This window comes from Mesorhizobium sp. M00.F.Ca.ET.216.01.1.1, assembly GCF_004010325.2.
Taxonomy (GTDB): domain Bacteria; phylum Pseudomonadota; class Alphaproteobacteria; order Rhizobiales; family Rhizobiaceae; genus Mesorhizobium.
Genome location: NZ_SADR02000018.1, coordinates 40,296 through 63,930, shown reverse-complemented (window position 1 = coordinate 63,930; position 23,635 = coordinate 40,296). Strand labels below are relative to the sequence as shown.

The following is a 23,635-nucleotide window of genomic DNA, read 5'->3' as shown; positions in this document are numbered from 1 at the left end:
CGCAATGGCCCAGATCGGCAGCTTCACCCGCAACGATGACGGCTTCTTCGGCAACATCTCAACGCTGACGCTCGACGCGAAGCTCGCCATCCTGCCTGCCGAGAAATCGGATGCCGAAAACGCGCCGGACCATCGCATCTTCTGCGAAGGCATGCAGATCGGCGCGGCGTGGGAACGTACCGGCGAGAAGGCTGGCAACTATCTCTCTGTTTCCATAGACGACCCGTCCTTCACGCAGCCGATCCGCGCCAATTTGTTCCAGTTCGATGCCGAGAAAAGTGTCTGGGCCTTGCACTGGAGCCGGCCGTCGAAGCGCGATGAGCAAGGCTGATCGGATGCTCCGATTGCGCCTCAGCGAACTTTCTGCATCAAACCCTTTGATCGATCGGGTGCCGGTCAAACCCTTCGACCCGATCGCCCGTCGGGCGGCTGCCGCACACAACGAAGGTCAAAGGCGGCCGGACGCTTGCCCGTCGTTCAGGATGTTCATCGCGCCGCAATTTGCGGCAAGCAAGTGCGGCCGGCGAAGCCTTGCCCTTGACGGCAGCGAGCACGGTGGCAGGCTGCTGGTGCGTCGGGACGGCAGTGCTTACGCAGTTATCTGCCAAGGCGTCACAGCGCTTTCTGCATGCGTCATGCTTACCCTTTCCGTGACCGTTGTTTGCGCAGAACCTCCCGCGCATAGTGAGCGGCCGGTGCGCTCGAACAGCGAGACTTCATCCGGCGATCCCTGGTCGGCGCATATCCGGGAGGCGGCGAAACGTTTTGCCATTCCTGAACAGTTGCTTCGCGCCGTCATGCATGTCGAGAGCGTTGGAGATGTTCATGCTGTGTCGCGGAAGGGTGCGATGGGCCTGATGCAGATCATGCCGGCGACATGGGAAGAACTGCGCATCAAGCATCATCTGGGCGACGATCCTTATCAGCCGCGCGACAACATTCTTGCCGGTGCAGCTTACCTCCGCGAGATGCTCGACCGCTTCGGTCGCAACGGCTTCCTCGCTGCCTACAATGCCGGCCCCGGGCGATACGAAGAGCACCTTTCAGCAGGCCGTCCGCTGCCGCGCGAGACGATCGACTACGTCAGGAAACTCGCGCCGCTGATCAACGGAACAATCACCACGCTGTCGCGCGCACAGCAAGCGGCGGGCAGAACGAGCGCACTCGATGCGGCCATTTTCGTGCACTCTAGCGACATCCGGAATGTCGCAGCATCGCATGGCAAGCGCAACGCGGATGTTGAGGCTGAGACCATCTTCGCGAGGATCCATTTGGCTACTATGAGGTCGCCGGAGGGCGTTGCTGTGGTTGACCTGACAGCGGTCGAGCCACAACCGGGCGAAACTGGATCGGTGTCGAAACCCGTTGTTCCTAGCCTGTTCATTCAGCGTTCGTCACTGAGACCGCGATGATCGCCGCATTCCTGGTCCATCGCATTCCGGTCTGTTTCGTCGCGGAAATTGCGGAGGGAGGGTCGGACGCAGAGCGAGCCGAGAGGAGCGGCAGGATAAAGGACCGCGATGTGCGGCTCGGCCGATCGGCTGTTTTTCTTATGGTTCTCGCCTCGCTTTGCGATGTGTGTCGGAAATCTGCGATGTGCGCAATCGCCACTTCTCAACCTATTCCAAATAGATACCGCACCTCACCGGAGCGACGGGCATGAACCGTGATGACGACTTCCGCGTGCGGCCTGGTCGTATCCGTTCGAAGGCCGGTCTGCGCGCGCGTCCTTTCACCTTTCAGGCGCTCGCGGCCGCACAGCGTGCCGGTGGGAACATTTCACGCGAAGGCCATTTGATCTCGCCGCGCCTCTCGACTTTTGGACGTGGCCGGACGGCGAGCATCCGCGCCAATCGCCTCATCACCAGCCGCTCGCGCGGCGCCGTCGTCAAGGCGCGCGTGGTGCGTCAGTTCGGCCGCGTCACATCTGTGGCGTCCCACCTCAAATATCTCCGCCGCGAGGGCGTGACGCGCGACGGCAAGACGGCGAAGATGTTTGGTCCTGATACGGACGAGACTGATCATGATGCCTTCTGTGATCGATGCAAAGATGACCGGCATCATTTTCGTTTTGTCGTCTCACCTGATGACGCTGTCGAACTGGGCGACCTGAAAGGCTTCGCCCGCAACCTAATGGGTGACATGCAGCGCGATCTCGGCACAAAACTCGACTGGACCGGCATCGACCACTGGAACACCCAACACCCCCATGTTCATATCCTCGTTCGCGGTGTCGCCGATGACGGCGAGAATCTCGTCATCTCACGCGACTATATCCGCCAGGGCATGCGCGACCGCGCAGGCGAAATTCTCACCCAGACGCTGGGGCTCCGCACCGACCAGGACATCCGCCAAACCATCGAGCGGCAGGTCGATACTGAGCGCTGGACACAGCTTGACCGCCAGCTTGCCCGCGACATGGATCGTCATGGCCTCGTCGATCTCGCGCCGCACCTGGACAGCCAGCCCGACGAGTTCCTGACAATTAAGGTTGGGCGGCTCCGCAGGCTCGAAAGCCTCGGCCTCGCCAACGAGATCCGTCCCGGCGCATGGATGATGGCCGAAGAAGCCGAGGCGACGATGCGCTCTCTCGGCGAACGAGGCGATATCATCAAGCGCATGCACCGCAGTCTCGCCGAGCACGGCATCGACAGGGGAACATCGGGCTATGTTCTCGCGGCCGAGCAGATCGAGACGCCAGTCATCGGTCGGCTGCTCGAATGTGGCTTTGATGACGAACTGCGCGGTTCGGCTTATGCCATCGTCGACGGCATCGACGGAAGCACACATCACATCCGCTTTCATGATCTCGACGCAACCGGAGATTCCGCACCGGGCTCGATCGTGGAGTTGCGCCGTTACGAGGATGCGAAGGGCCGTGGCCGTGTCGCGCTCGCCGTCTGCTCCGACCTTTCGATCAAAGAACAGATCCATGCCGGTGGCGCGACGTGGCTCGACCGGCAACTCGTTGCGCGCGAGCCAGCCGAGCTCGGCGATGGTGGCTTTAGCCAGGACGTAAGACAGGCGCTGGAGGATCGGGTCGATCACCTTGTCAGGCACGATCTGGCCAGGCGCGAGGGACAGCGCGTCATTGTTGCGCGCAACCTGATCGACACGCTGCGTAGCCGAGAGGTCGATGCGCTCGGCACTAAACTCGCCGCCGAAACCGGTCTGTCCTTCACGAAGGCCGTAGATGGCGATCGTGTGGCCGGCATCTACCGGCGGCGTTTCTCGCTCGCTTCCGGCCGTTTCGCGATGATCGATGACGGGCTCGGTTTTAGGCTCGTGCCCTGGTCGCCGTCGCTCGAAAAACGACTCGGCAATCATCTTTCTGGGGTGGCGCGCGGCGACGGCGTGACTTGGAATTTTGGAAGGAAGCGCGGCGTCGGGTTGTGAAGCTCACAACCGCCGCGAAAATTCAGACGTATGCTCCGTCTGGAAGGCAGCCACTTCAAGTGGCTGCCGGCTATATTCCGTTCAATCAGATTTCAGGGGTGTTTCGGCAGCAGTGACCAGACGGCCGGCACCAGGCTTGCGGCCAGTGCCACCTTGATCAGGTCGCCGACGATGAACGGCACGACGCCGAACTGCCATGACTTTTCCGGGCCGATCAGCAGTGCCAGCCAGGCAAAGCCCATTGCCATCATGACGATCTCGGCCACCAGCATCGCATTGAAGAGCTTGACCGGATGGCGATCCCAGCCGCGGTCGGCGGCCCAGCCGACGATTGCCGCCATGACCACGAAACCGGCCAGATAACCGCCGGTCGAGCCGAGCATGTAGGCGATGCCGATGCCCTTTTCCGGCGTGCTCTGGAAAACCGGAAAGCCCATCGCGCCCTCGGCCATGTAAAGAAGCAGCGTGGCGACGCCAAGGCGCATGCCGAAGGCCGCGGCGATCAGGAAGACGGCCAAGGTCTGCATCGAGATATCGACCGGTCCGAGCACAACCTTGGTCTTTGCCGACAAGGTCAGCACCAGGGTTCCAGCGATCGCCAGCAAAAGCTGCGTCACCAGGCGGGCCGCGCCCTTTTCGGGCAGAGCGAGAGAGATGAGCGGACGCATCGTTGTTGTAATTGCCATGATCTTCCCCATTCCGGACTGCCGCTGGTTGCGGGCTCGCATTTTCCTATATTGGCTTCCGTGTTATGCGGCAATCGGTTTTGCCGTCTCCTGGAACAGAGTTCAACGCCTTCTGCCATGGCCCTCAAATTCGACACGCGCTTCGATCCGGCCTACGGCCAGGGCGTGACCGTGGCGCCCGGCGTGCAGCGCGTCACTGCCAAGAACCCCAGCCCGTTCACCTTTCACGGAACAAACAGCTACGTCATCGGCCGCGAGACGCTGGCGGTAATCGATCCGGGTCCGGATGACGATGCGCATCTCCAGACATTGCTCGAGGTGATCGCAAACAGGCCGGTCAGCCACATTTTCGTCAGCCACACCCATCGCGACCATTCTCCGCTGGCGGCCCGGCTGAAGCAGCGTACGGGTGCCGCTATCCTGGCCGAAGGCCCGCACCGCCCGGCGCGGCCGTTGCACATCGGCGAGGTCAATCCGCTCGATGCCAGTGCCGACACCGGCTTTACCCCGGATGTCGTTTTGCCCGACGATACGGTGACCAGCGGCGATGGCTGGGCGATCAGGACGGTGCTGACGCCGGGCCATACCGCCAATCACGCGGCTTTTGCGCTGGAGGGAACCGGCGTGCTGTTTTCGGCCGACCACGTCATGGCATGGTCGACCTCGATCGTCGCGCCGCCGGATGGCGCGATGGCCGACTACATGGCCTCGCTCGATCGCCTGATCGAGCGCGACGACCGCCTGCTGCTGCCCGGCCATGGCGGGCCGGTAACCGCGCCGCTGAGCTTCATGCGTGAGTTGAAGGCGCACCGCCAGATGCGCGAGCAGGCGATCCTCGAACGCATCGGGAGTGGCGACCGCACGATCAGGGATATGGTCGAGGCGATCTATCGCGATACCGACCCGCGCCTGCATGGTGCGGCCGGCCTGTCGGTGCTTGCCCATTTGGAGGATCTGGTGGCGCGTGGCCTCGTCAGCACCGACGGCGACCCGGCCATCGACGGCGTTTTCGAACCGGCTGGCTAAGACCTCGCCAACGAGTTCGCCCTACACTCCTGATACCTCAGAAACGGCTGGAACGCTCTGCTGGTTGAGGCGACTTCAAACCCTGGCAAGAGCATTCCGGATTAGCCGGAAGTCGTGCGGCGGTTTCCAGCGCAACTCGCGAGGCTATTATGGAGAGGTTCGGCAACACGTCCTCCTGCAGCAACTTCTGGCGATTACGGTCCATATAATCGTTGAATCCTGCCGTTACGAAGGCGCAGGGCACGAAACATGCGCCGATCTCGCGCGACAAGGTGGCCTCAGGGGCGATCGAATGGTTGAGTACATCCGCCCCCATGCTGCGAAACGCCAAGGCTTCGGCTGGGGTTGTCAGTCGCGGCCCGTAACAGTGGGCAGCCACCAATTGCTGTTCGATGCCATGAACGCGGCATTCGGCCGGCCAATGACGGCGGGCGGTTTCGACCAGAACTGCCGCACATCTTGGACATACGATCTGCTTGCCCGAGCAGTCGAAGCTCTGGCGGCCGGGAAGCAGTGAAAACGGGGTCTGCGTCAGTTCGATGATATCGGCGTTCACCACCATGTCGCCGGGCTTGATCGCCTTGTTGACGGCGCCAATGGTCGAGCAGGCCAGGACTTGCCGTACACCCGCTTTCATCAATACCCAGAACGCGCGGCGATGGCAGGAATGGTCAATATGGTCGCGGGGATTGCCGTGCGAATACATGCACAAGGCCCGTTTCGTTTTGCCTTCGGCGGTAATCGACGCATCGAACTGGAGCAGCTTCCAGTTGTCGGTGCGACCGAAAGGCGTTTCAAAACTCATGTCCCGCCGCAAGGTGCGCACGCCATCGACCTCGACATCTTCCGGGAACGCAAGCCCCCAGTTTGCCGACCCGGTGATGATCGCCAGCTCCACCTGGGGTATGTCCGTCGAATGATCCGTCAGATCGTCGGCTGCTTGGTGATTGGTGGGCATGTTTCCAGTCTCGGTCAGGATTTTTGGCGAAGGGTCACAATCAGGACGACGGCCACGACGATGGCGGTCCACAATGTCGAGATCGCCGCAATGGTCGGATCGATCTGATCGCGCAGCGACAGGAACATGAGCTTCGGCAGCGTGCTGTTGCGACCACTTGCGACGAAGATCGAAATGACAGACTCATCGAGCGACGTCAGGAAGGCCATCAATGTTGCCGACAACAAGCTGATCTGAAGTTGCGGAACAACTATTCCGCCAATGGCTCTTGCCCAGTCTGCGCCAAGGCTACGCGCCGCCTGAACCTGGTTCCAGTCAAAGCGGGCCAGAGCGGGCAACAACACAATACACACGACCGGAATGGCCAGCACCACATGCCCGACCAGCACGCCGAACAGCGTTCCGATCAGACCTTGCGCCGCCAGCACGAAGAAGAGACCGATCGCAAGCAGAATTCCTGGCACGACTGAGGGGGTGAGCAGAACGCCCTGAATGGTCGCCGCAGCCTTTCCGCCGAGCCGATTCATCGAGATGCAGGCCAGCAGCGCCAAGGGCACCGCGACCGTCGCTGTCAATGTCCCAAGGATCAGGCTCGTCCTGAGCGCGGCCATCCATGTCGCTGAACCGAAGAAATTCTCGTACCAGTGCAACGAATATGCGCGCGGCGGAAACTCGAGAAGATCGGACGCCGAAAAGGAGAGCGGCACGACCACCAGCGTCGGCAGCATCAAAAACGCCATTACGAGCCCAGAAAAGCCCCACAGCAGGATACGGGCCAGCCTGTTGTGCGGATAGGCTTCAAGCATGGGCCACACCGACTTTGTTGCGCGTCATCAGCCGTCTTGCCGCCAGGAACATCACACCGATCAGCGCCATCAGAACGAGGAGCAGAATGCCCAAGACGCTCGCCGAACCCCAGTCCTGAAAGGTCGACAGCGTGCGCTCGATCCGGATGGAGAGAGGATTTACCTTGCCGCCGCCAAGCACCGCCGGCGTGATGAAAAAACCTATGGTGTAGATGAAGACGATCGTAGAACCTGAGAAGATGCCGCCGGCCGAAAGAGGCAGAATGACCGTGCGGACCACCTGCCCGAGAGTGGCTCCCATGCTCGCCGCCGCGCGGATGAGGTTTGCGTCGATATCGCGCATCGCGGCATAAACGGGCAGCAGAAAGAGCGGCAGCATGTAGTGAACCATGCCGATGAGCGTTCCCGTGAAGTTGTAGACCAGCGGCAATGGCTCGGCTGTCAGCCCTGAACCTGTCAAAGCCGCGTTGATCAGGCCATCGCGCCGCAAGAGCACGAGCCAACCATAGGTGCGCACCAGAATAGAGGTCCACAACGGCAGCATGACGAAGGCCATCAGCACGTTGGCCACCCTTGGTCTGGCGCTGGCCAGAGCGAGCGCCAGGGGGGTGCCGAGAAGAATGCAGACCGCCAGCGTCCCCAAGGACAGCTCAACGGTCGTTGCGAGCGCCGACCATGTCAGTCCGCTCGAAAGCACCTTCTCGTAATTGCCGACGGTATACTCACCTCCGGTGGTCAGGAAGGATTGCCGGATGATCCAGAGGATGGGCAGTATCGCCGCCAGTCCAACGATGAACAGCGCTGGGAGCGAAAGCGAAAGGAAGAACCGCCGCTCGCGTCGCGCATCTGCGGCGAGCGCGGGATCCACGGCGACGGTCACGCGATCGCTCCCGGTATCGCGTGAACTTTCGCCGCCGGTGCATATGCGGTCAGCCGCTGGTCGACGGCGAGTTCGGCGCAGCCGCCGGCCAGCGCTGCCGGAATGCAGACAAGAACCTCTTGCCCACCGTCAAGCGTCAGCGTCAAAAGCCAGTTTTCGCCGCGAAACGCCTTGGCGCGCAGTATTCCTTCGAGAGCCACTCCGTCTCGCCCGACGAGCTTCGCATCAAGATGGAAGCTTTCGGCGCGAATCATCAAAGTTTCGCGTAACGCTTCGGAGCCGTCGATTCTGCGCACTGAACCCGGGGCCATAATGTTGGCCTCGCCCATGAACTCCGCGACGAAGCGGGTCGATGGACGATCATAAATTCGCTGCGGCGTATCGATCTGCTGGATGCGGCCGCAATTCATCACCGCAATCCGATCAGACATGATCAACGCTTCGCGCTGGTCATGGGTCACATAAATTGTGGTTATCCCCAGATCATCGTGCAGACGCCGAATTTCGTACTGCATGGTTTCGCGCAGATTCTTGTCGAGCGCCGACAGCGGCTCGTCCATCAACATCACGCGTGGTTCGAATACGATCGCCCGCGCTAGTGCCACTCGCTGGCGCTGGCCGCCGGACAGTGCGGCAATGCTGCGCTCCGACAGACCTTCCAGCTTCACGCGGGCCAAGGTGTCAAACGCCCGCTGACGGGCCTCCGCTCTCGGCGTCTTGCGCAGCGCCAGCGGATATTCGACATTCGCCAGGACGTTCATGTGGGGAAATAGGGCGTAGTTCTGGAATACTATGCCGATGTCCCGCTTGTTGGGGGCCAGACGGGTGATGTCCCGATCACCCAACAAGACTTTACCGGAATCGGGCCGGACAAAACCGGCCAGAGCCATGAGCAACGTGGTCTTACCCGATCCGGACGGCCCCAGCAGCGTGAGGAATTCGCCAGCTTGAATGCCGAGCGAAACGTCGTCCAGCGCGACGTAGGACCCATAGGCCTTACGCACGCTGTCGATGGTGATCGAGAGCGACTTCATCATGTGCCCCAGCCTTAGAGCTGATGAACTCGAGACTCAGCGGTTCATCATTTCATCGAAGGCTTTTTGGGCGGCCTCGCCGTTCCTGACCCACCAGTCCGCATTCGAAAACACCGAAGTGCCAGCATTCTCAGGCGCGGTCGCCAAGGTCTTCAGACGGTCTTCGGGGATAAGGCCACCCTTATATGCCGCGGGATTGACCGGGCCATAGGCGATGAAATCGGTCAGCCTCGCGACGCGCGCGGGCTGCGTCATCCCTGCGATGAGCTTCATGGCCGCTTCCTTGTTCGCAGCTCCCTTCGGCACCCCAAGGCAGTCCGTGCCGATGACGGAACCCTTAAACGTGTAGTCAACCGCGCCGCCATCCGCTTTCACGGTTTGGGCCCGTCCGTTCCAGGTAACGACCAAATCCGCTTCGCCGTCTTTCAGCAACTGCGCGGACTGAGCTCCCGATGTCCACCACACCGAGACATTTGGTTTGATCGCTTCAAGCCGCTTGATAGCGCGCTCCAGACCTTCCGGCGTGCTGAGCACGGGATAGACGTCCGCCGGCGTCACGCCATCGGAGAGAAGCGCGATCTCAATCAGGTCTTGCGCGTTGGCGCGCAGGGCGCGGCTGCCCGAGAATTTGGCAACGTCCCAGAATTCCGCCCAGGTCTTCGGCGGGTTCTCGCCATAGGTCTTGGTATTCCACGACATGACGGTGCCATAGGAATCGAACGGATAGCAGTAGTCGGACTTTGCGCCGTCCGGCACGGATTTGGGATCGATGATCTTGTAGTCGAGTGGCTCCAGCAGCGACTGTGCGGCCGCCTGCGCGCCTTCCGGCGAACCCAGATGGATGATGTCGGTGGTGACTGCACCCGAAGTGACCTGCATCTTCAGGGCGGCCAGGCCGTCGCTCTGCGTCTCCTCGCGGACATCATAGCCAAGCTCTTTTGCGGCGGGGCCCCACATGGCCTCCTTGATGGCGTTGCCATAGTCGCCGCCTGCGGTCGTGATGGTGACTGTTTGGGCATGGACGGGCAAGGCGGCCGAGACTGCGACCACTGCCAAGGAAATGCGTAGCCAGGACATAGGTTCTCCTCCTCCGGATTCATCAAAATGTCGCTTAGATGGGCATTTTTTTTAATCGTAACGTTACGATTACTGCGAAACGCCTCGGAGTCAAGCTCCTTCCAAGCGGGTCCGTTCATTTGCAGTGCGCTTGGATTTGACCGTTCGGTCGAATCCGGTAACGTTACGACGCTCAGCAAAAACAGCCGGCGCTTTCGCAAATGAAGTCGGGCGATATGGCCAATCTGAAACAAATCGCGGCGGAACTTTCCCTTTCGGTGACCACCGTATCCCGCGCTCTGAAGGAAGGGCCGGAAGTGCATCCCTCAACCGTGGCGCGCGTCAAGGAGGTGGCGCAGCGGGTCGGCTATGTACCAAATCATCACGGCCGGGCGCTCAAAACCGGACAAACCCTGACGCTAACGGCAGTGCTGCCGATGGAAACGCGCGACTATCTGTGCGATCTGGCGAAGCTTCCTTTGATCGAAGGCATGACCCTGGCGGCGCGGCAAGCAGGTTATAGCCTGTCCATCTATTCCACCACACCCGACGACGATCCTGTCGAAAGTGTGCGGCGCCTGCTTCAGGCGCGCAGCGCAGACGGCCTGATCATCACACGCATGGTCTCGGGTGATCCGCGCGTCAAGCTGCTGCTGGACCAACGCATACCGTTCGTCGCGTTTGGAAGAACCGACCTGGACATCGCGTATCCCTATGTCGATATCGACAATGAGCAGATTGCCTACGATGCGACCCGACAGCTCATGGATAAGGGCTGTCGACGCATTGCGCTGCAACTTCTCGTTCCGGAGGATCAGGCGAGCGCCATGCGTCTTTCCGGGTATGGAAGGGCAATGGCCGAGGCCGGTATTCCGATCGATCAATCGCTGATCGGTCATGGCATGTTCACCATGGAATCGAGCGCAGCCTGGTTCGATCGCTTGCTGGCGTCGTCAGATCCGCCGACAGGCTTGGCATGCGCCAACGAACTGGGCCTTCTGGGGGCGTTACACGCTCTTGGCAGAAGAGGTCTTGCACCGGGCCGCGACGTCCACATCGTCGCCCGTGACAGCACACGTCTGGCGCGCTTCCTGCCAGCGAAGATCGGCGTTCATTCCGTAGACATGGCAGACGTCGGGCACAAACTTATCGAGGTCCTGGAGAGCCGGATCGCCAATCCGCTTGGGCCGGTCGCGACAGTCTTGCTGCAAGCCAGATTCCACCCGGCCGAATAGTCTGTCCGTAGACTCAAGCCGCATTTTTTTGCGGTGCCAAGCGATATCACTCGGTCGGCGCGACGCCGACCTGGCCAGCGACTTGCTGATCGAGCTCGGCGAGGAAATCAACAATGCGGGCTGCGTTGTCGCCAAGGTCGTAGCGGCCGTAGCGCGAGGCCGAGCGCATGTCGACGATGATCGCATCGCCGTCGTTGCTCACACGAATCGCGACATCGGCAGGCAGGCCAAGAACGAAGCTCTTGGCCACGGCGTTGATCGTCACCTCACTTTGCCCTTCCGCGTCGGGAAACGGCGCCGCAAATTGCCAGTCGCGCCGGCCGAGCACGGTCTCGACCGCGTCGAGCACGCTGTCGAAGGGCAGATTGTAGCTGCGCCCGGTGACGAGCGGATAGGTTTCGGTCTGCAGGCGCTGCGCCCCGGGCGTCGGCGGCGAAAGCAGATTCATATCCCTGGTCCGGGTGGATATGTCGAGCGCCGGTGGATCGTCGAAATCCGTCGAGATGTCGCGGAGCGGCGGGTAGGTCGCCGCCCAGTAGGCAGCAACGCCGTAGGGAGTGAGCACCAGAAGCGCCAACAGGGCGCCGACGCTGAGATCGCGACCGCCGCGGTCGCCGAAATTCCATAGCCTGGAGAAGGCAAATCCGGCGAACAGCAGCGCCAAGGCGGCAAGCAGCGCGACGATGGCCAGCACCCACAGGAAGGCCGGCGTTTCGACAAGGTCGTATCGATGGCCGATGAGGACGGTGAGCAGCAGGACCGCCGAAAAAGCCCCTGTCCGCCGCGACCAGCCGGCCGCCCTCGACGTCTGTCGCTCGGAAATTTCCAATATTTTCAGCACCACCCCAACCCGATCCGACACTTAGAGCCTTTTGCAGGCGGCTTGAAGGCGAAAAGTCTTGCCATCTGCGTCAATCCGTCGGCAGCCGATAATCCTTGAATTGCTGGCGCAAGGTGATCTTCTGGATCTTGCCGGTCGCGGTGTGGGGGATTTCGCCGACGAAAGCGATATCGTCCGGCATCCACCACTTCGCCACCTTGCCGCTCATGAAGGCCAGGATATCGGTTTTGGTCGGCTCCTTGCCCGGCTTGCGGACGACGACAAGCAAGGGCCGCTCGCCCCATTTCGAATGGGGAACACCGATTGCGGCTGCCTCGGCGACATCGGGATGACCGACCGCGAGGTTTTCGAGATCGATGGTCGAGATCCATTCGCCGCCCGACTTGATGACGTCCTTGGCGCGATCGGTGATCTGCATGTAGCCGCCCAGGTCGATATGGGCGACATCACCGGTATCGAACCAGCCGTCTTCATCGAACTGCTCGGACCCGACGCCGCCATAATAGGCGCGGGCGATAGCCGGCCCGCGCACTTTCAGCCGCCCGAAGGTCTTGCCGTCCCAAGGCAGTTCGTTGTTGTCGTCGTCGGTCACCTTCATTTCGACGCCGAAGGGTGGATAGCCTTGCTTGCACTGGAGATCGAGCCGGGCTTCGCCCTTGAGTTCGGCATATTCCGGTTTCATGGTGCACAGCGTGCCGAGCGGCGACATCTCGGTCATGCCCCAGGCATGGACGACCTGGACATCGTAATTGTCCTGGAACTTCGTGGTGATGGCGCGCGGGCAGGACGAGCCGCCGATGACGACTTTCTGCAGATAGGGAAGCTTCTTGCCGGTCTCCTCCAGATATTGCAGCAGCATCATCCACACCGTCGGCACGGCGGCGCTGAAGCTCACCTTCTCGGTATCGAGCAATTCGTAGATCGAGGCGCCGTCCATCTTGCAGCCCGGCATGACCAGCTTGGCGCCGATCATCGGCGCGCTCTGGCCAAGCCCCCAGGCATTGGCGTGGAACATCGGCACGACCGGCAGTATCGTATCGCGCGACGACAGTCCCATCGCGTCGGGCATCGCAGCAATCATGGCATGAAGCACGTTTGATCGATGGCTGTAGACGACGCCTTTCGGATCGCCTGTGGTGCCCGATGTGTAGCACATGCCGGCGGCGGTATTTTCATCGAACGTCATCCAGGCGAAATCGCCATCGGCTTCGTCAAGCCATTCTTCATAGGCGACGACGTTCGGCAGCGCCGTTTGCGGCATGTGCGCCTTGTCGGTCAGCACGATCACCTTGGTCAGCGATTTGACCGCGCCGGCGATCTTTTCAAGCAGCGGCATGAATGTCAGGTCGACGAAGATCGCCTTGTCTTCGGCATTGTTCATGATCCAGACGATCTGCTCGGGAAAGAGGCGCGGATTGAGCGTATGATAGATCGCGCCAACCCCCATGATGCCGTACCAGGCCTCGATGTGGCGCGCGGTATTCCAGGCCAGCGTCGCGATGCGGTCGCCCAGCCCAAAGCCGTCGCGTTCGAGCCGCTGGGCGACCTTCAAGGCGCGGCGGTGAATTTCGGCGTAAGTGGTGCGGACGATCGGCCCCTCGATCGAGCGCGACACGATCTCGCGTTTGCCATGCTGCCGCTCCGCATTGTCGATCAGCTTGTGGCAAAGCAGCGGCCATTCCTGCATCAGTCCAAGCATGTCGTTCCTCCCATTGGTTTTTCTTTCCATTGTGGAGCGAACCGACGGATTGTCCAGTATTGATCGAAATGATGGGAAAGCCGCCACAATCCGGCCATCGTCGGCGTGAAATCTGTTCGCTGGCGGGGCGCGATTGGCGAATGAAAGAGGTTCGCATGGACGCGCAGCTCGACGACAAAACCCTCGAAAATACGCTTGCCGAAAGCCTGACCGATTTGGTGCCGGAGACCAAAACCGTTTCCGAAGATGAATTCGTCGAGGTCGTCGGCGGCGCCCTTGAAGCCGTCGGCGGCACGCTGCTGTTCAAGATGTGCGTTCCAAACGAAGGCGAAGCCCAGCATGTCGCCGCGGCATGCGTTGGCGACGGCGGCAATCGCCAGTTCCTGCTGCTGACGTTGCCGACCGGCGGCGGCGCGCTGAAGGTCGAAACCGCTTCGAGAAGCACCAACCCGGTGGCTGGCATTGCCGCTGCCTATGCCGGGCTGATGGACGCGTTCCAGACTGCTGCCTGATTGTTGATAGGCGGGACGGCCCGACCAGACCAGCGAAACCTCGTCTGGTCGCTTTTGCTTGCGGCGGCGGCCTTGCGCAATGCGCCCGTCCGACACACCTATACCCGACATACCTATAGCGGACGCACGTCCTGGTACCGGACCAAGGAGAACCAGTCATGGATCAGATCGCAAACCGTTCGCCCGGCTTTCAACGCAATCCCGACAAGGTGATCACCGTCGAGGCCTATCGCGGCACCGTCGTGGTGCGCGCCGGTGAGACGGTCGTCGCTTCCTCGACGAAAGCAAAGCTGTTGTCCGAACCGCCCTACTCTCCTGTATTCTACATTCCGTTCGAAGACATCGATTTCGGCCAGCTGGGCAAAACCGACCTTACGACCCATTGCCCCTACAAGGGCGATGCGAGCTACTGGAGCGTGCTGCCCGCGGCGGAAGCAGGCAAGGACGCGATGTGGGCCTATGAGCAGCCTTTCGACGAGATGGCGGAAATCCGCAATCACGGCGCGTTCTATCCCAACAAGGTGACGATCGAAGCCACGCCGGACTAGGCCGGCGCCGATGGCCCCGCACCATTTCAGTCAGATTTATAGGTACGCGCCCTGCCAGGTTGGCGGCAGGCCGAAGGCCGGAAACAAGCTGGGGCCGAGCGGCCCCACATAGACCGTCAGCGCGGCGATCCCACCCTCGGCGGGTTCGATCACATGCAGGGAATGGGCTCGCCACCCAAGGTCATGATGGCTGCGGGAATAGACCCCGACCGCCGGCTGGGCATTGGCCCCGATGGCCACCGTGCGGAAGCCGCCAAATTTGCTCCAGATGGTCTCGAAGAAACCGCGGATCGCCTCGCGTCCCTGGTACCATTCACGCCAGGGCGGCATGCGATAGGTGGCGTCCTCGCGCAGGAGTTCGATCAAGCCGTCGAGATTGGCGGCCTGCCAGGCTTGCATGTAACGTTCGAGCAGCAGGCCTTGTTCGGAGCTGGGCTGCGATCGACCCGCGGGACGTCCCCGAGGATATCGCGCCGCCAGAGTTGCGCGGGCCCGCTGCAATGCGCTGTTGATCGAAGCTGTCGATCCGCCCAGCAATTGCGCCGTCTCGGCAGCCGACCACCCGAGGACGTCGGCAAGCAGCAGGGCGGCGCGCTGCCTGGGCGGCAGATCCTGGATCGCGGCGACGAAGGCGAGCTGGACGGCTTCGCGGGTCTCGTACCGCGCTTCCGGACCTGGCTCGCTGTCAGCGAGGCCTGGAAGCTCCATATCCGGGTAAGGCTCAAGCCAGGTGACCTCGGCTTCGGGCCCGCCTGTGGCCGGCCCGTGGGAGGGAGGCTGTCCCGGCTGCTGGAGAATGCGACGTCCCCTGGCCCGCGCCTTGAGGGCGTTGAGGCAACTGTTGGTGGCGATCGTGTAGAGCCAACCGCGGACCGAACCCCGCCCGTCGAACTCCGACCTTGCACGCCAGGCGCGAAGAAGCGTGTCCTGGACGAGGTCGTCCGCCTCGTGCAGCGAGCCCATCATGCGATAGCAGTGGAGCTTGAGCTCGCGGCGGTGGGCCGCCGTGAGCTTCTCGAAGGCCAGCCGGTCGAGGATCGGCTGGCCCTGCTGGGGTGCTGGCTCGAGAGGTGCCTGAGGGTTTGTCATGCGGATCTGCAGCTCTTTTAGTCTGGTTTGCATTACGCGCGCCTCAGGCGGCCGGCGCAAGCCCGCTCCCGCTCACCATGAAGGAACTGCCTTGTGATTTCCCGGTGGCGAGTGCGACCACCGCTCTTCCCACATCGGCCGGCGTTTGCATGTCGGTCATGGCCGCGATGAAGTCCGCGGGCCGGATGCCTGCATAGTTCTCAAAGCCATCGATGCCGGCCTTGCCCACGCCGGTGCCGGGCATGATGCGCATAGGCGCGAGGTCCATGAAGCGCAGGTCCAGTCCAAGCCGATCCGATTCTTTCTGGCTGTAGCCTGCCAGGAACATCTGCATGCGTTTTGCGCCGGCATAGCCGCCGCAAAACGGTGGCCCCCCGCTCAAGGCCGCGCCACTGGAGATCAGAACGATCCGGCTCCCCGGCTTGAGCGGACGTCGCAGCGCGGCCCTGCAAAACAGGAACGACGCCTTGACGTCCGTTTCCCAGTTCGCCGAGAACGCCTCCCAGCTCAGTTCATGCACGGGCGCGGCGGGCGGGAGTGCGCCTGCGCAGATCACCAGGACGTCCGGCTCCAGCGCGGCGAAGACCTGATCGGGGGCGGAGTCCACAGTTGCATCGACCGCTAACGTCTTTATGCCCGAAGTCTCCCAGGCAAATTCCGCCAGCGCCTGTTCGCCGCGAGCGACGGCGAGCACAGTCGCTCCCTCGCCGAGGGCAGCTTCTGCAATTGAGCGGCCGACACCACGGCTGCCTCCGACGACGACGACATTCTGACCTTGCAACGATCCCATGGACCACCTCGCTATCCGGGCCGCTGGACCATCCAGGCGCGCCTATTGATCAGGACAACGCAGGCGGGCGGAAATCATCGGTGCGGGTCAGAAATCTTCTCAGGTGATAGGCAGGAAAGACAATGCCCCTGGAAATGGCACCCAGCGAGGCGGCCTAGTCGGTGGTGCCGTCGTCGCCGACATCATCGACATCATCGAGGCGCACGAAGGTCAGGCCTTTCTGCTTGAGCGCCAGAAGCCCCTGCACCACGCCTTCGCCGGCCGCGTGGGTCGGCTGATTGATATGAGCGATGATGACGTCACCGTCCTTGGCGGCGGCAATGCGCCGGGCGGTCTCCCTGGCGCCCAGCAATGAGCCGCCATCACCGTTTATCGAGAAGCCGGCGACCTTGAAGCCAAGCTTGCGGATCATGGCGATGGCGGACGGGCTGTACTCGGCGGTCGCGCCGCGAAACCATTTCGGCGCCGGCTCGCCGGTCCCGGCAAGAGCGGCGGCACCCGACTCGACCTCGGCCAGCACGGCGTCCGCGCTGCCGGCGCTGCGGATACCATAGATCTTTTGCGGCGTGTCGACGGCCGGGACGTGACGGCCGCCATGGTTTTCCAGCTCAAACAAATCGGGATGCGCCAGCATGATGGCAACGGCGTCGGCGTTGCGCTTCAGCCAGATGCCGGTGACAAAAATGGTGGCGGGAATCCCGTTTTCGACCAGCGCCGAGAGTATCCTTGTGTCGGTCTTGCCGCCGCAGGCATCGAGCGTCAGCGCAACGCGGCCGCTGCCGCTTGCATCCGGCTTGATGTGCAGCGTCGGCTGGACGAGCGGCGCGGCATGACCTGCCGAGACCGCCCATAGCGACATCGCGATCGCGCAGAGATGTTTTTGCAGCAGGCGCATATCTGATTTCCCCCGTCCGGCACGTCAAAGCGCGTCATCCCAAGGCCGTCATCAAGGCGAAAATCGGGACCGCGCGAAGGCGAAAAGCGTTCACCGCGACAATTTGCCTTCTGCTTCGGCCAAACGATCGGATCAGAGAGCGTGCTCCAGGCCCACTTCCGTTCTGGAGAGGATTTCGCGCACCGCGCCAACGACGGGTTCGACGGCCAGACGCCAGACCCAGCAAGCCTTGCTGGGGTCCGGCCACCGGCACAGATTCCCTACCACGCACTCGCAAGGCATGAACGGTTGCAGGGCAACGCTGAGTACGCCCACCGGCCCCCAATTGATTGGACTGGTCAGCCCGAAGAGCCCGACAACCGGAGATCCCGCGGCCGCAGCCATGTGCATCGGGCCGCTCTCGTTGCCGAGAAACAGGCGCGCCTGTCTCAGGAACGCCAGCAGCGTTTCGAGCGACAACGCCCCGACGAGGTCGACGACCGGCGAGGCGGCTCTGGCGAGGATCTGCTCGGCCGGCTTGTGCTCATCGGGCCCGCCGACAAGCACGAAGTCCAATCCGGACTCCCGTGAAATCTCGTCGACCACGGCGGCAAAGCGTTCCGGCTGCCACCGCCTCCCCTGAAAGCTTGCGCCCGCATGCACGGCGATGAAGGCCTTGCGCCTGAGATGGTGCCTGTCCAGCAACGCCAGTGCTCTCGCCGTTTCAAGCGGCAGCGGCCGAATAGATGGCACTCTGACGCGCAGGTCCACGCCGAGCGCCTCGAGCGGCGAAAGATAGCGGTACAGATAGTGCCGTTCGCCGAAGCCAAACGGCTTGGCCGGAACATTGGCGGGCTGACGCTCTAGCCGGCGCAACGGCCTCTCGGGAGGATCATAGCCCACCCGGGTCTTGGCATTGACGAACCCGACGATGATCCGCGAGGTTTTTGAATCGGTCAGGTCGATCGTCAGATCGAAACGAAACCGGCGCAGCGTCCGCACCATCATATAGAGCTCGCTGCCGCGCTCCAGCGGGCTGCCTCGCATGCGGGCACGCCTGAACGCGACAACCTCCGAGGCGATACCGTGAGCGGTCAGGAAACTGGCGAAACGAGCCTCGCAGAGGAACACGATGCGGACGCCGGGATATTCGAGTTGCAGGTTCTTCGCGAGTGTGGAGGCGAGAACAATGTCGCCGATGAATTTCATCTGAAGGATCAGGATAGAGCGCAACTGGGCGGGCGAAATCTGCAACATCTGGGCGATCGGGCGGGTTGCGAGGCGGCCGCAAATTGGAAAGGGACGGTGTCGACATTGCGAGGTGCCAAAGCACGTTCGCGTGAACTCGCGCGTGAACGCAGAGCGGCGGCACTCACACGGGATCGTTCGTTGCTCCCGGCTTTTGCGAAGCCGAGCTATCGTCAAATCTGCGCGCTACCGCGCAAAGACCCGAACCGAGGGTCCGCGTCAGCGAAAACCGGAATCGGTTTTGCGCGCGAACCTTCGGGTCGGAAGGGTCGCGGGCAAACGCAAAATCAAAGTGCTACAGCCTCCCTTGCGATCGCCAGGACGCGTGGCGCCGCAGCCCTTGCAACTTGCACCGCCGCCTGCGCGGCAGCCAGCCTGGCGATCGGCACGCGGTAGGGCGAGCACGACACGTAGTCGAGGCCAACCTCTTCGCAAAAGCGGATCGATGCCGGATCGCCGCCGTGTTCGCCGCAAATGCCGAGCTTGATGTCCGGCCGCGTCGCCCTGCCCTTTTCGGCCGCTATCCGCACCAGTTCGCCGACGCCCTCTATGTCGAGCGACACGAACGGATCCTGTTCGATGATGCCCTTCTGCCGGTAGCTCTCCAGGAACGAGGCGGCATCGTCACGTGAGATGCCGAAGGTGGTCTGGGTCAGGTCGTTGGTGCCGAAAGAGAAGAATTCGGCCGCCTCGGCGATGACATGGGCGCGGATCGCGGCGCGCGGCAGTTCGATCATGGTGCCGGTCAGATAATTGATCTTGACGCCGGTTTCCTTCATCACGCTTTTAGCGACGGCATCGATCCGCGCCTTGACGTAGTCGAGTTCCTTCACCAGACCGACCAGCGGCACCATGATCTCGGGAACCACCAGCGCACCGGCTTTCCTGCCGGCCTCGACGGCGGCCTCGAAAATGGCGCGCGCCTGCATTTCGGCGATTTCGGGATAGGAAATGGCGAGCCGGCAGCCGCGATGGCCGAGCATCGGGTTGAACTCATGCAGTGCTTCGGTGCGCTGCCTGAGCTTGTCCGGCGACACCTTCATGGCGGCGGCGACTTCGGCCACCTCCTCCTCGGTCTTGGGCAGGAACTCGTGCAGCGGCGGATCGAGCAGGCGGATCGTCACCGGCAGGCCGGCCATGATCTCGAACAGTTCGAGGAAATCGGAGCGCTGCATCGGCAAGAGCTTGTCCAAAGCGGCGCGCCGGTCCTTCTCGGTGTCGGCCAGGATCATCTCGCGCATCGCAACGATGCGGTCACCGTCGAAGAACATGTGCTCGGTGCGGCAAAGCCCGATGCCTTCGGCGCCGAAGGAGCGGGCCATGCGCGCGTCGAGCGGCGTTTCGGCGTTGGTGCGCACCTTCATGCGACGCGCGGCATCGGCCCATTCCATGATGGCGGCGAAATCGCCCGAGAGTTCCGGCTGCAGCATCGGCACGGCACCTTTCAGCACCTGGCCGTTGCCGCCATCGATGGTAATGATGTCGCCCTTACGAAACGTCGATCCCATCGCCATCAGCGTGCCGGCTTTGTAGTCGACACGCAGCGAGCCGGCTCCGGACACGCAAGGCTTGCCCATGCCGCGCGCCACCACCGCCGCATGGCTGGTCATGCCGCCACGCGTCGTCAGGATGCCTTCGGCCGCATGCATGCCGTGGATGTCTTCGGGGCTGGTCTCGATGCGCACGAGGATCGCCTTGCGCCCTTGCGTCTTCGCCTCTTCGGCATCGTTGGAGGAAAAGACGATCTCGCCGGTGGCTGCTCCGGGAGAGGCCGGCAGGCCGATGCCGATCACGTCGCGCGCTGCCTTCGGATCGATGGTCGGATGCAGCAACTGGTCGAGCGAGGCGGGGTCGATGCGGGCGACGGCTTCTTCTTTCGAAATCAGCTTGTCCCGCGCCATCTCGACGGCGATCCTGAGCGCCGCCTTGGCGGTGCGCTTGCCGGACCTGGTCTGCAGCATCCACAACTTGCCGCGCTCGATGGTGAATTCGAGATCCTGCATGTCGCGGTAGTGGGTTTCCAGGCGGTCGGAGATGGTGACGAAAGCCTGGAACGCGTCCGGCATCAGCTTCTGCAGCGAGGGCTTGTCGGAACCGGCGGCAATGCGCGCCGCCTCGGTGATGTTTTGCGGCGTGCGGATGCCGGCGACGACGTCCTCGCCCTGCGCGTTCACCAGGAACTCGCCATAGAGCTGCTTTTCGCCGGTCGACGGATTGCGGGTGAAGGCGACGCCGGTGGCCGAGGTGTCGCCCATATTGCCGAAGACCATGGCCTGGACATTGACCGCCGTGCCCCAGCTTTCAGGAATGTCGTGCAGGCGCCGATAGGTGATGGCGCGATTGTTCATCCAGCTCGAAAACACGGCGCCGATCGCGCCCCAGAGCTGCTCGTGGGGATCCTGAGGGAACGGCTTGCCGAGCTCCTCCTCGACTTTTGCCTTGTAGAGCGCGATCACGCCCTGCCACTCGATGGCCGTCAGCTCGGTGTCGAGCTCATGGCCGAGCCCGGCCTTCTGGTCCTCGAGGATTTCCTCGAACACCTCATGGTCGAGGCCCATGACGACATCGGAATACATCTGGATGAAACGGCGGTAGCTGTCATAGGCAAAGCGGGCATCGCCTGAATCGGCCGCAAGCGCCTCGACCGTCTCGTCGTTCAGGCCGAGATTGAGCACAGTGTCCATCATGCCGGGCATCGACGCGCGGGCGCCTGAACGCACCGACACCAGCAGCAATCTCGACGGGTCGCCGAAACGGCGCCCGGTCAGCTTGCCGATATGGTCGAGAGCGACCACGACATCCGCTTCCAGCGAGGCCGGATAGGAGCGGCCGTTGGCATAATAGGCGTTGCAGACTTCGGTGGTGATGGTGAAGCCCGGCGGCACCGGCAGGCCCAGGCTGCACATCTCAGCCAGGTTGGCTCCCTTGCCGCCCAAGAGGTTCCTGTCGCCGGCGCGGCCTTCCGCAGCACCGTCGCCGAAGGTGTAGACCCATTTGATCATGCTTGCTCTCCAGTTGGTCGGAGATTGGAAGAAAAGATTGGTGAAACCAAGGTCTCGCCAGCCTAACCCGAGCGATATTATGCTGCACTGCGAAAGGCAAGGCGTCGGCAAAGCCGGGCGGCTTCTACAATCGATTAAGAAAAAGCGATGGCAAAAAGACTTGTGGACCAGGCATCTCGGGGATAGAACATAACAAGAACGTAAGGCAGAGCGATGAGACTGACCGGAAAACTCGATTATCTGGAAATGCCGGCTACCGGCGGAACGCTGGACAGGCTGAAGGCTTTCTACAGCACCGCCTTTTCCTGGTCATTCACAGACTACGGGCCGACCTATTCGGCCTTTGCCGAAGGGCTTGACGGCGGCTTTCAGGCCGACGCCGGCGAAGCGCCCGCAAAGCCGCTCCCTGTGCTTTATTCCGAGGATCTGGAAGAAACCCTTGCCGCCGTCGAGAGCGCCGGCGGCACGATCGTCAAGCCGATCTTTTCATTCCCCGGCGGCAGGCGCTTCCATTTCGTCGACCCGGCCGGCAACGAGCTTGCGGTCTGGGGAGAGTAGACGCAAACAACCTCGCATCGAGATGATAGTCCCAGACAACACGCGTATCTGACCAGTGGATCAGTCGCGCATAGTCACAATCTCGGCATTGAGCTTTCCGTCGGCGCGTCCTATAAGGCCGCGCGCAGCGGGCACGTTCCGGCTGTTGGGGCGTCGCCAAGTGGTAAGGCATCGGTTTTTGGTACCGACATCCCAGGTTCGAATCCTGGCGCCCCAGCCAAGCGCTGATGGGTCCATTCTGGACACATGGGTAACGGTCCATGTCGAAGACATGGGTTACGGACCGTACCGGGATCCGGTCGGCTCGACGGCTGAAGACCAGCCGCTTTTTTGTCGTCAGCCTCTTCCCGATCCCGCCAACCATTCCGACCGGTACCAGTCGACGAATTTCTTCAGCCCATCTTCGGTCGAAACGCTCGGCTTGAAGCCGAAATCCCGCTCCAGCGCCGTCATGTCGGCATAGGTCCGCTCGACATCGCTGGTCTGCATCGGCTCGCTGTGGCGGATCGCTTTCACGCCAAGCAGCTTCTCCAGAGTGTCGATGAAATCGCCGAGCCGCACCGGCCGGTTGTTGCCGACATTGTAAAGCCTGCTGGGCGGAACCTCGGTCGCAGGCGGCTTGTCGAGCACGGCAACGACCGCCCTCACCACATCGTCTACGTAGGTGAAATCGCGCCACATCTCGCCATTGTTGAACACCCGGATCGGCTTGCCCTCAAGCATCGCCTTGGTGAAGATCCAATAGGCCATGTCGGGCCGGCCCCATGGACCGTAGACGGTGAAAAATCGCAAGCCTGTCTGCGGTATGCCGAACAGATGGGCGTAGGTATGGCTCATCAATTCATCGGCTTTCTTGGTCGCGGCGTAGAGAGAAACAGGCCTGTCGACCTGATCGGTCTCGCTGAACGGCACTTTGCGGTTGCCGCCATAGACCGAGCTCGACGAGGCATAGACCAGATGCTCGAACGCCGGCTCAGCGCGGCAGAATTCGAGCACTTCGAGGTGGCCCACCACATTGGAACGGACATAGACGCGCGGATTGTCGAGCGAATGGCGTACGCCCGCCTGCGCGGCGAGGTGGACAATCCTGCTTATGCCTTGCCCGGCCAGAGCGGCGGCGAGCGCACCCTGTTCAGCGATGTCGATCTGGTGAAATGAAAAATCCTTGTGGGGTTGAAGGCGGGCGAGCCGGCCTTTTTTAAGCGACAGGTCGTAATAGTCGTTCATGTTGTCGACGCCGACAACCGCCTCCCCCCTGTCGAGGAGGTGGTGGCAAACGTGGCTGCCGATGAACCCCGCAGCTCCGGTGACGAGTACAGGCAATGAGGCCCCCCACAGGCTTAGCGGGCTCTGTCGAAAGGAACCAGAGCCGATCAGTTTCAGGTCGTGCTATAGCC

22 protein-coding genes and 1 tRNA gene are annotated in these 23,635 nt (G+C 62.1%); 9 read left to right on the top strand and 14 right to left on the bottom strand.

What is annotated here, in order from left to right:
* The first annotated feature begins 4 nt into the window (after positions 1-4).
* The 3 genes from EN859_RS22365 to EN859_RS22355 all read left to right on the top strand — a co-directional run bounded on the left by EN859_RS22365 (position 5) and on the right by EN859_RS22355 (position 3,396).
* Positions 5-331: a DUF736 domain-containing protein gene (locus tag EN859_RS22365; RefSeq protein ID WP_127854917.1), complete on the top strand. Its 327-nt coding sequence runs from the start codon at positions 5-7 to the stop codon at positions 329-331.
* Between the two features lie 364 nt (positions 332-695).
* Positions 696-1,412, top strand: a complete 717-nt coding sequence (locus EN859_RS22360) for a lytic transglycosylase domain-containing protein (RefSeq protein ID WP_245525654.1) — start codon at positions 696-698, stop codon at positions 1,410-1,412.
* Positions 1,413-1,659: 247 nt separating this feature from the next.
* Positions 1,660-3,396 (top strand): VirD2 family relaxase/mobilization nuclease, encoded by a 1,737-nt coding sequence (locus EN859_RS22355; protein ID WP_127854918.1) that lies wholly within the window; start codon positions 1,660-1,662, stop codon positions 3,394-3,396.
* Between the two features lie 92 nt (positions 3,397-3,488).
* Here EN859_RS22355 and EN859_RS22350 read toward each other — a convergent pair whose 3' ends face one another.
* Positions 3,489-4,082, bottom strand: a complete 594-nt coding sequence (locus tag EN859_RS22350) for a biotin transporter BioY (RefSeq protein ID WP_127854919.1) — start codon at positions 4,080-4,082, stop codon at positions 3,489-3,491.
* A gap of 117 nt (positions 4,083-4,199) precedes the next feature.
* Between EN859_RS22350 and EN859_RS22345 the strand changes: the two genes are divergently transcribed.
* Complete coding sequence (locus tag EN859_RS22345; RefSeq protein ID WP_127854920.1) at positions 4,200-5,108, top strand: MBL fold metallo-hydrolase; 909 nt, start codon at positions 4,200-4,202, stop codon at positions 5,106-5,108.
* 37 nt (positions 5,109-5,145) lie between these two features.
* On the opposite strand, the gene EN859_RS22340 is transcribed toward EN859_RS22345, so the two are convergent.
* From EN859_RS22340 to EN859_RS22320, 5 genes are read right to left on the bottom strand one after another with little or no spacing between them, the layout of a single operon-like run.
* Positions 5,146-6,066 (bottom strand): 5'-methylthioadenosine phosphorylase, encoded by a 921-nt coding sequence (locus tag EN859_RS22340; protein WP_127854921.1) that lies wholly within the window; start codon positions 6,064-6,066, stop codon positions 5,146-5,148.
* 14 nt (positions 6,067-6,080) lie between these two features.
* Entirely contained in the window at positions 6,081-6,872 is a 792-nt protein-coding gene (locus tag EN859_RS22335; protein ID WP_127854922.1) for an ABC transporter permease, read from the bottom strand.
* Entirely contained in the window at positions 6,865-7,752 is an 888-nt protein-coding gene (locus tag EN859_RS22330; RefSeq protein ID WP_127854923.1) for an ABC transporter permease, read from the bottom strand. The genes EN859_RS22335 and EN859_RS22330 overlap by 8 nt, the downstream gene beginning before the upstream one ends.
* Complete coding sequence (locus EN859_RS22325; protein ID WP_127854980.1) at positions 7,749-8,786, bottom strand: ABC transporter ATP-binding protein; 1,038 nt, start codon at positions 8,784-8,786, stop codon at positions 7,749-7,751. The genes EN859_RS22330 and EN859_RS22325 overlap by 4 nt, the downstream gene beginning before the upstream one ends.
* 36 nt (positions 8,787-8,822) lie before the next feature.
* A complete protein-coding gene (locus EN859_RS22320; protein ID WP_127854924.1) occupies positions 8,823-9,863 on the bottom strand; it encodes an ABC transporter substrate-binding protein in 1,041 nt (346 codons plus the stop codon).
* 200 nt (positions 9,864-10,063) lie between these two features.
* On the opposite strand from EN859_RS22320, the gene EN859_RS22315 reads away from it, so the two are divergent.
* Entirely contained in the window at positions 10,064-11,077 is a 1,014-nt protein-coding gene (locus tag EN859_RS22315) for a LacI family DNA-binding transcriptional regulator (protein WP_245525653.1), read from the top strand.
* A 46-nt stretch (positions 11,078-11,123) separates the two neighbouring features.
* Here the strand turns inward: EN859_RS22315 and EN859_RS22310 are convergent, their stop codons facing one another.
* Positions 11,124-11,909: a DUF1499 domain-containing protein gene (locus EN859_RS22310; RefSeq protein WP_127854982.1), complete on the bottom strand. Its 786-nt coding sequence runs from the start codon at positions 11,907-11,909 to the stop codon at positions 11,124-11,126.
* Positions 11,910-11,988: 79 nt separating this feature from the next.
* Positions 11,989-13,617, bottom strand: coding sequence for a fatty-acid--CoA ligase (locus EN859_RS22305; protein ID WP_127854925.1), 1,629 nt, complete (start codon positions 13,615-13,617; stop codon positions 11,989-11,991).
* A gap of 155 nt (positions 13,618-13,772) precedes the next feature.
* On the opposite strand from EN859_RS22305, the gene EN859_RS22300 reads away from it, so the two are divergent.
* Together EN859_RS22300 and EN859_RS22295 are read left to right on the top strand one after the other, a co-directional pair.
* Complete coding sequence (locus EN859_RS22300; RefSeq protein WP_127854926.1) at positions 13,773-14,129, top strand: hypothetical protein; 357 nt, start codon at positions 13,773-13,775, stop codon at positions 14,127-14,129.
* 158 nt (positions 14,130-14,287) lie between these two features.
* Positions 14,288-14,677 (top strand): DUF427 domain-containing protein, encoded by a 390-nt coding sequence (locus tag EN859_RS22295; protein ID WP_127854927.1) that lies wholly within the window; start codon positions 14,288-14,290, stop codon positions 14,675-14,677.
* Between the two features lie 36 nt (positions 14,678-14,713).
* On the opposite strand, the gene EN859_RS22290 is transcribed toward EN859_RS22295, so the two are convergent.
* The 5 genes from EN859_RS22290 to ppdK all read right to left on the bottom strand — a co-directional run bounded on the left by EN859_RS22290 (position 14,714) and on the right by ppdK (position 21,680).
* Positions 14,714-15,799, bottom strand: coding sequence for a sigma-70 family RNA polymerase sigma factor (locus tag EN859_RS22290; RefSeq protein ID WP_245525652.1), 1,086 nt, complete (start codon positions 15,797-15,799; stop codon positions 14,714-14,716).
* Positions 15,800-15,809: 10 nt separating this feature from the next.
* Positions 15,810-16,556 carry an SDR family oxidoreductase gene (locus tag EN859_RS22285; protein ID WP_127854928.1) on the bottom strand — a complete coding sequence of 249 codons (747 nt, stop codon included), beginning with the start codon at positions 16,554-16,556 and terminating at the stop codon, positions 15,810-15,812.
* 154 nt (positions 16,557-16,710) lie between these two features.
* On the bottom strand, positions 16,711-17,451 hold the full coding sequence (locus tag EN859_RS22280) for a polysaccharide deacetylase family protein (protein ID WP_127854929.1): 741 nt from the start codon (positions 17,449-17,451) through the stop codon (positions 16,711-16,713).
* A gap of 132 nt (positions 17,452-17,583) precedes the next feature.
* Positions 17,584-18,687 (bottom strand): glycosyltransferase family 9 protein, encoded by a 1,104-nt coding sequence (locus tag EN859_RS22275; protein WP_127854930.1) that lies wholly within the window; start codon positions 18,685-18,687, stop codon positions 17,584-17,586.
* A 278-nt stretch (positions 18,688-18,965) separates the two neighbouring features.
* Positions 18,966-21,680, bottom strand: coding sequence for a pyruvate, phosphate dikinase (gene ppdK, locus EN859_RS22270; protein ID WP_127854931.1), 2,715 nt, complete (start codon positions 21,678-21,680; stop codon positions 18,966-18,968).
* Positions 21,681-21,893: 213 nt separating this feature from the next.
* On the opposite strand from ppdK, the gene EN859_RS22265 reads away from it, so the two are divergent.
* Together EN859_RS22265 and EN859_RS22260 are read left to right on the top strand one after the other, a co-directional pair.
* Positions 21,894-22,238 (top strand): VOC family protein, encoded by a 345-nt coding sequence (locus EN859_RS22265; RefSeq protein WP_127854932.1) that lies wholly within the window; start codon positions 21,894-21,896, stop codon positions 22,236-22,238.
* 146 nt (positions 22,239-22,384) lie between these two features.
* Positions 22,385-22,458 (top strand) — tRNA-Gln (locus EN859_RS22260).
* A gap of 116 nt (positions 22,459-22,574) precedes the next feature.
* Here EN859_RS22260 and EN859_RS22255 read toward each other — a convergent pair.
* Positions 22,575-23,561: an NAD-dependent epimerase/dehydratase family protein gene (locus EN859_RS22255; RefSeq protein WP_127854933.1), complete on the bottom strand. Its 987-nt coding sequence runs from the start codon at positions 23,559-23,561 to the stop codon at positions 22,575-22,577.
* Between the last annotated feature and the right edge of the window lie 74 nt (positions 23,562-23,635).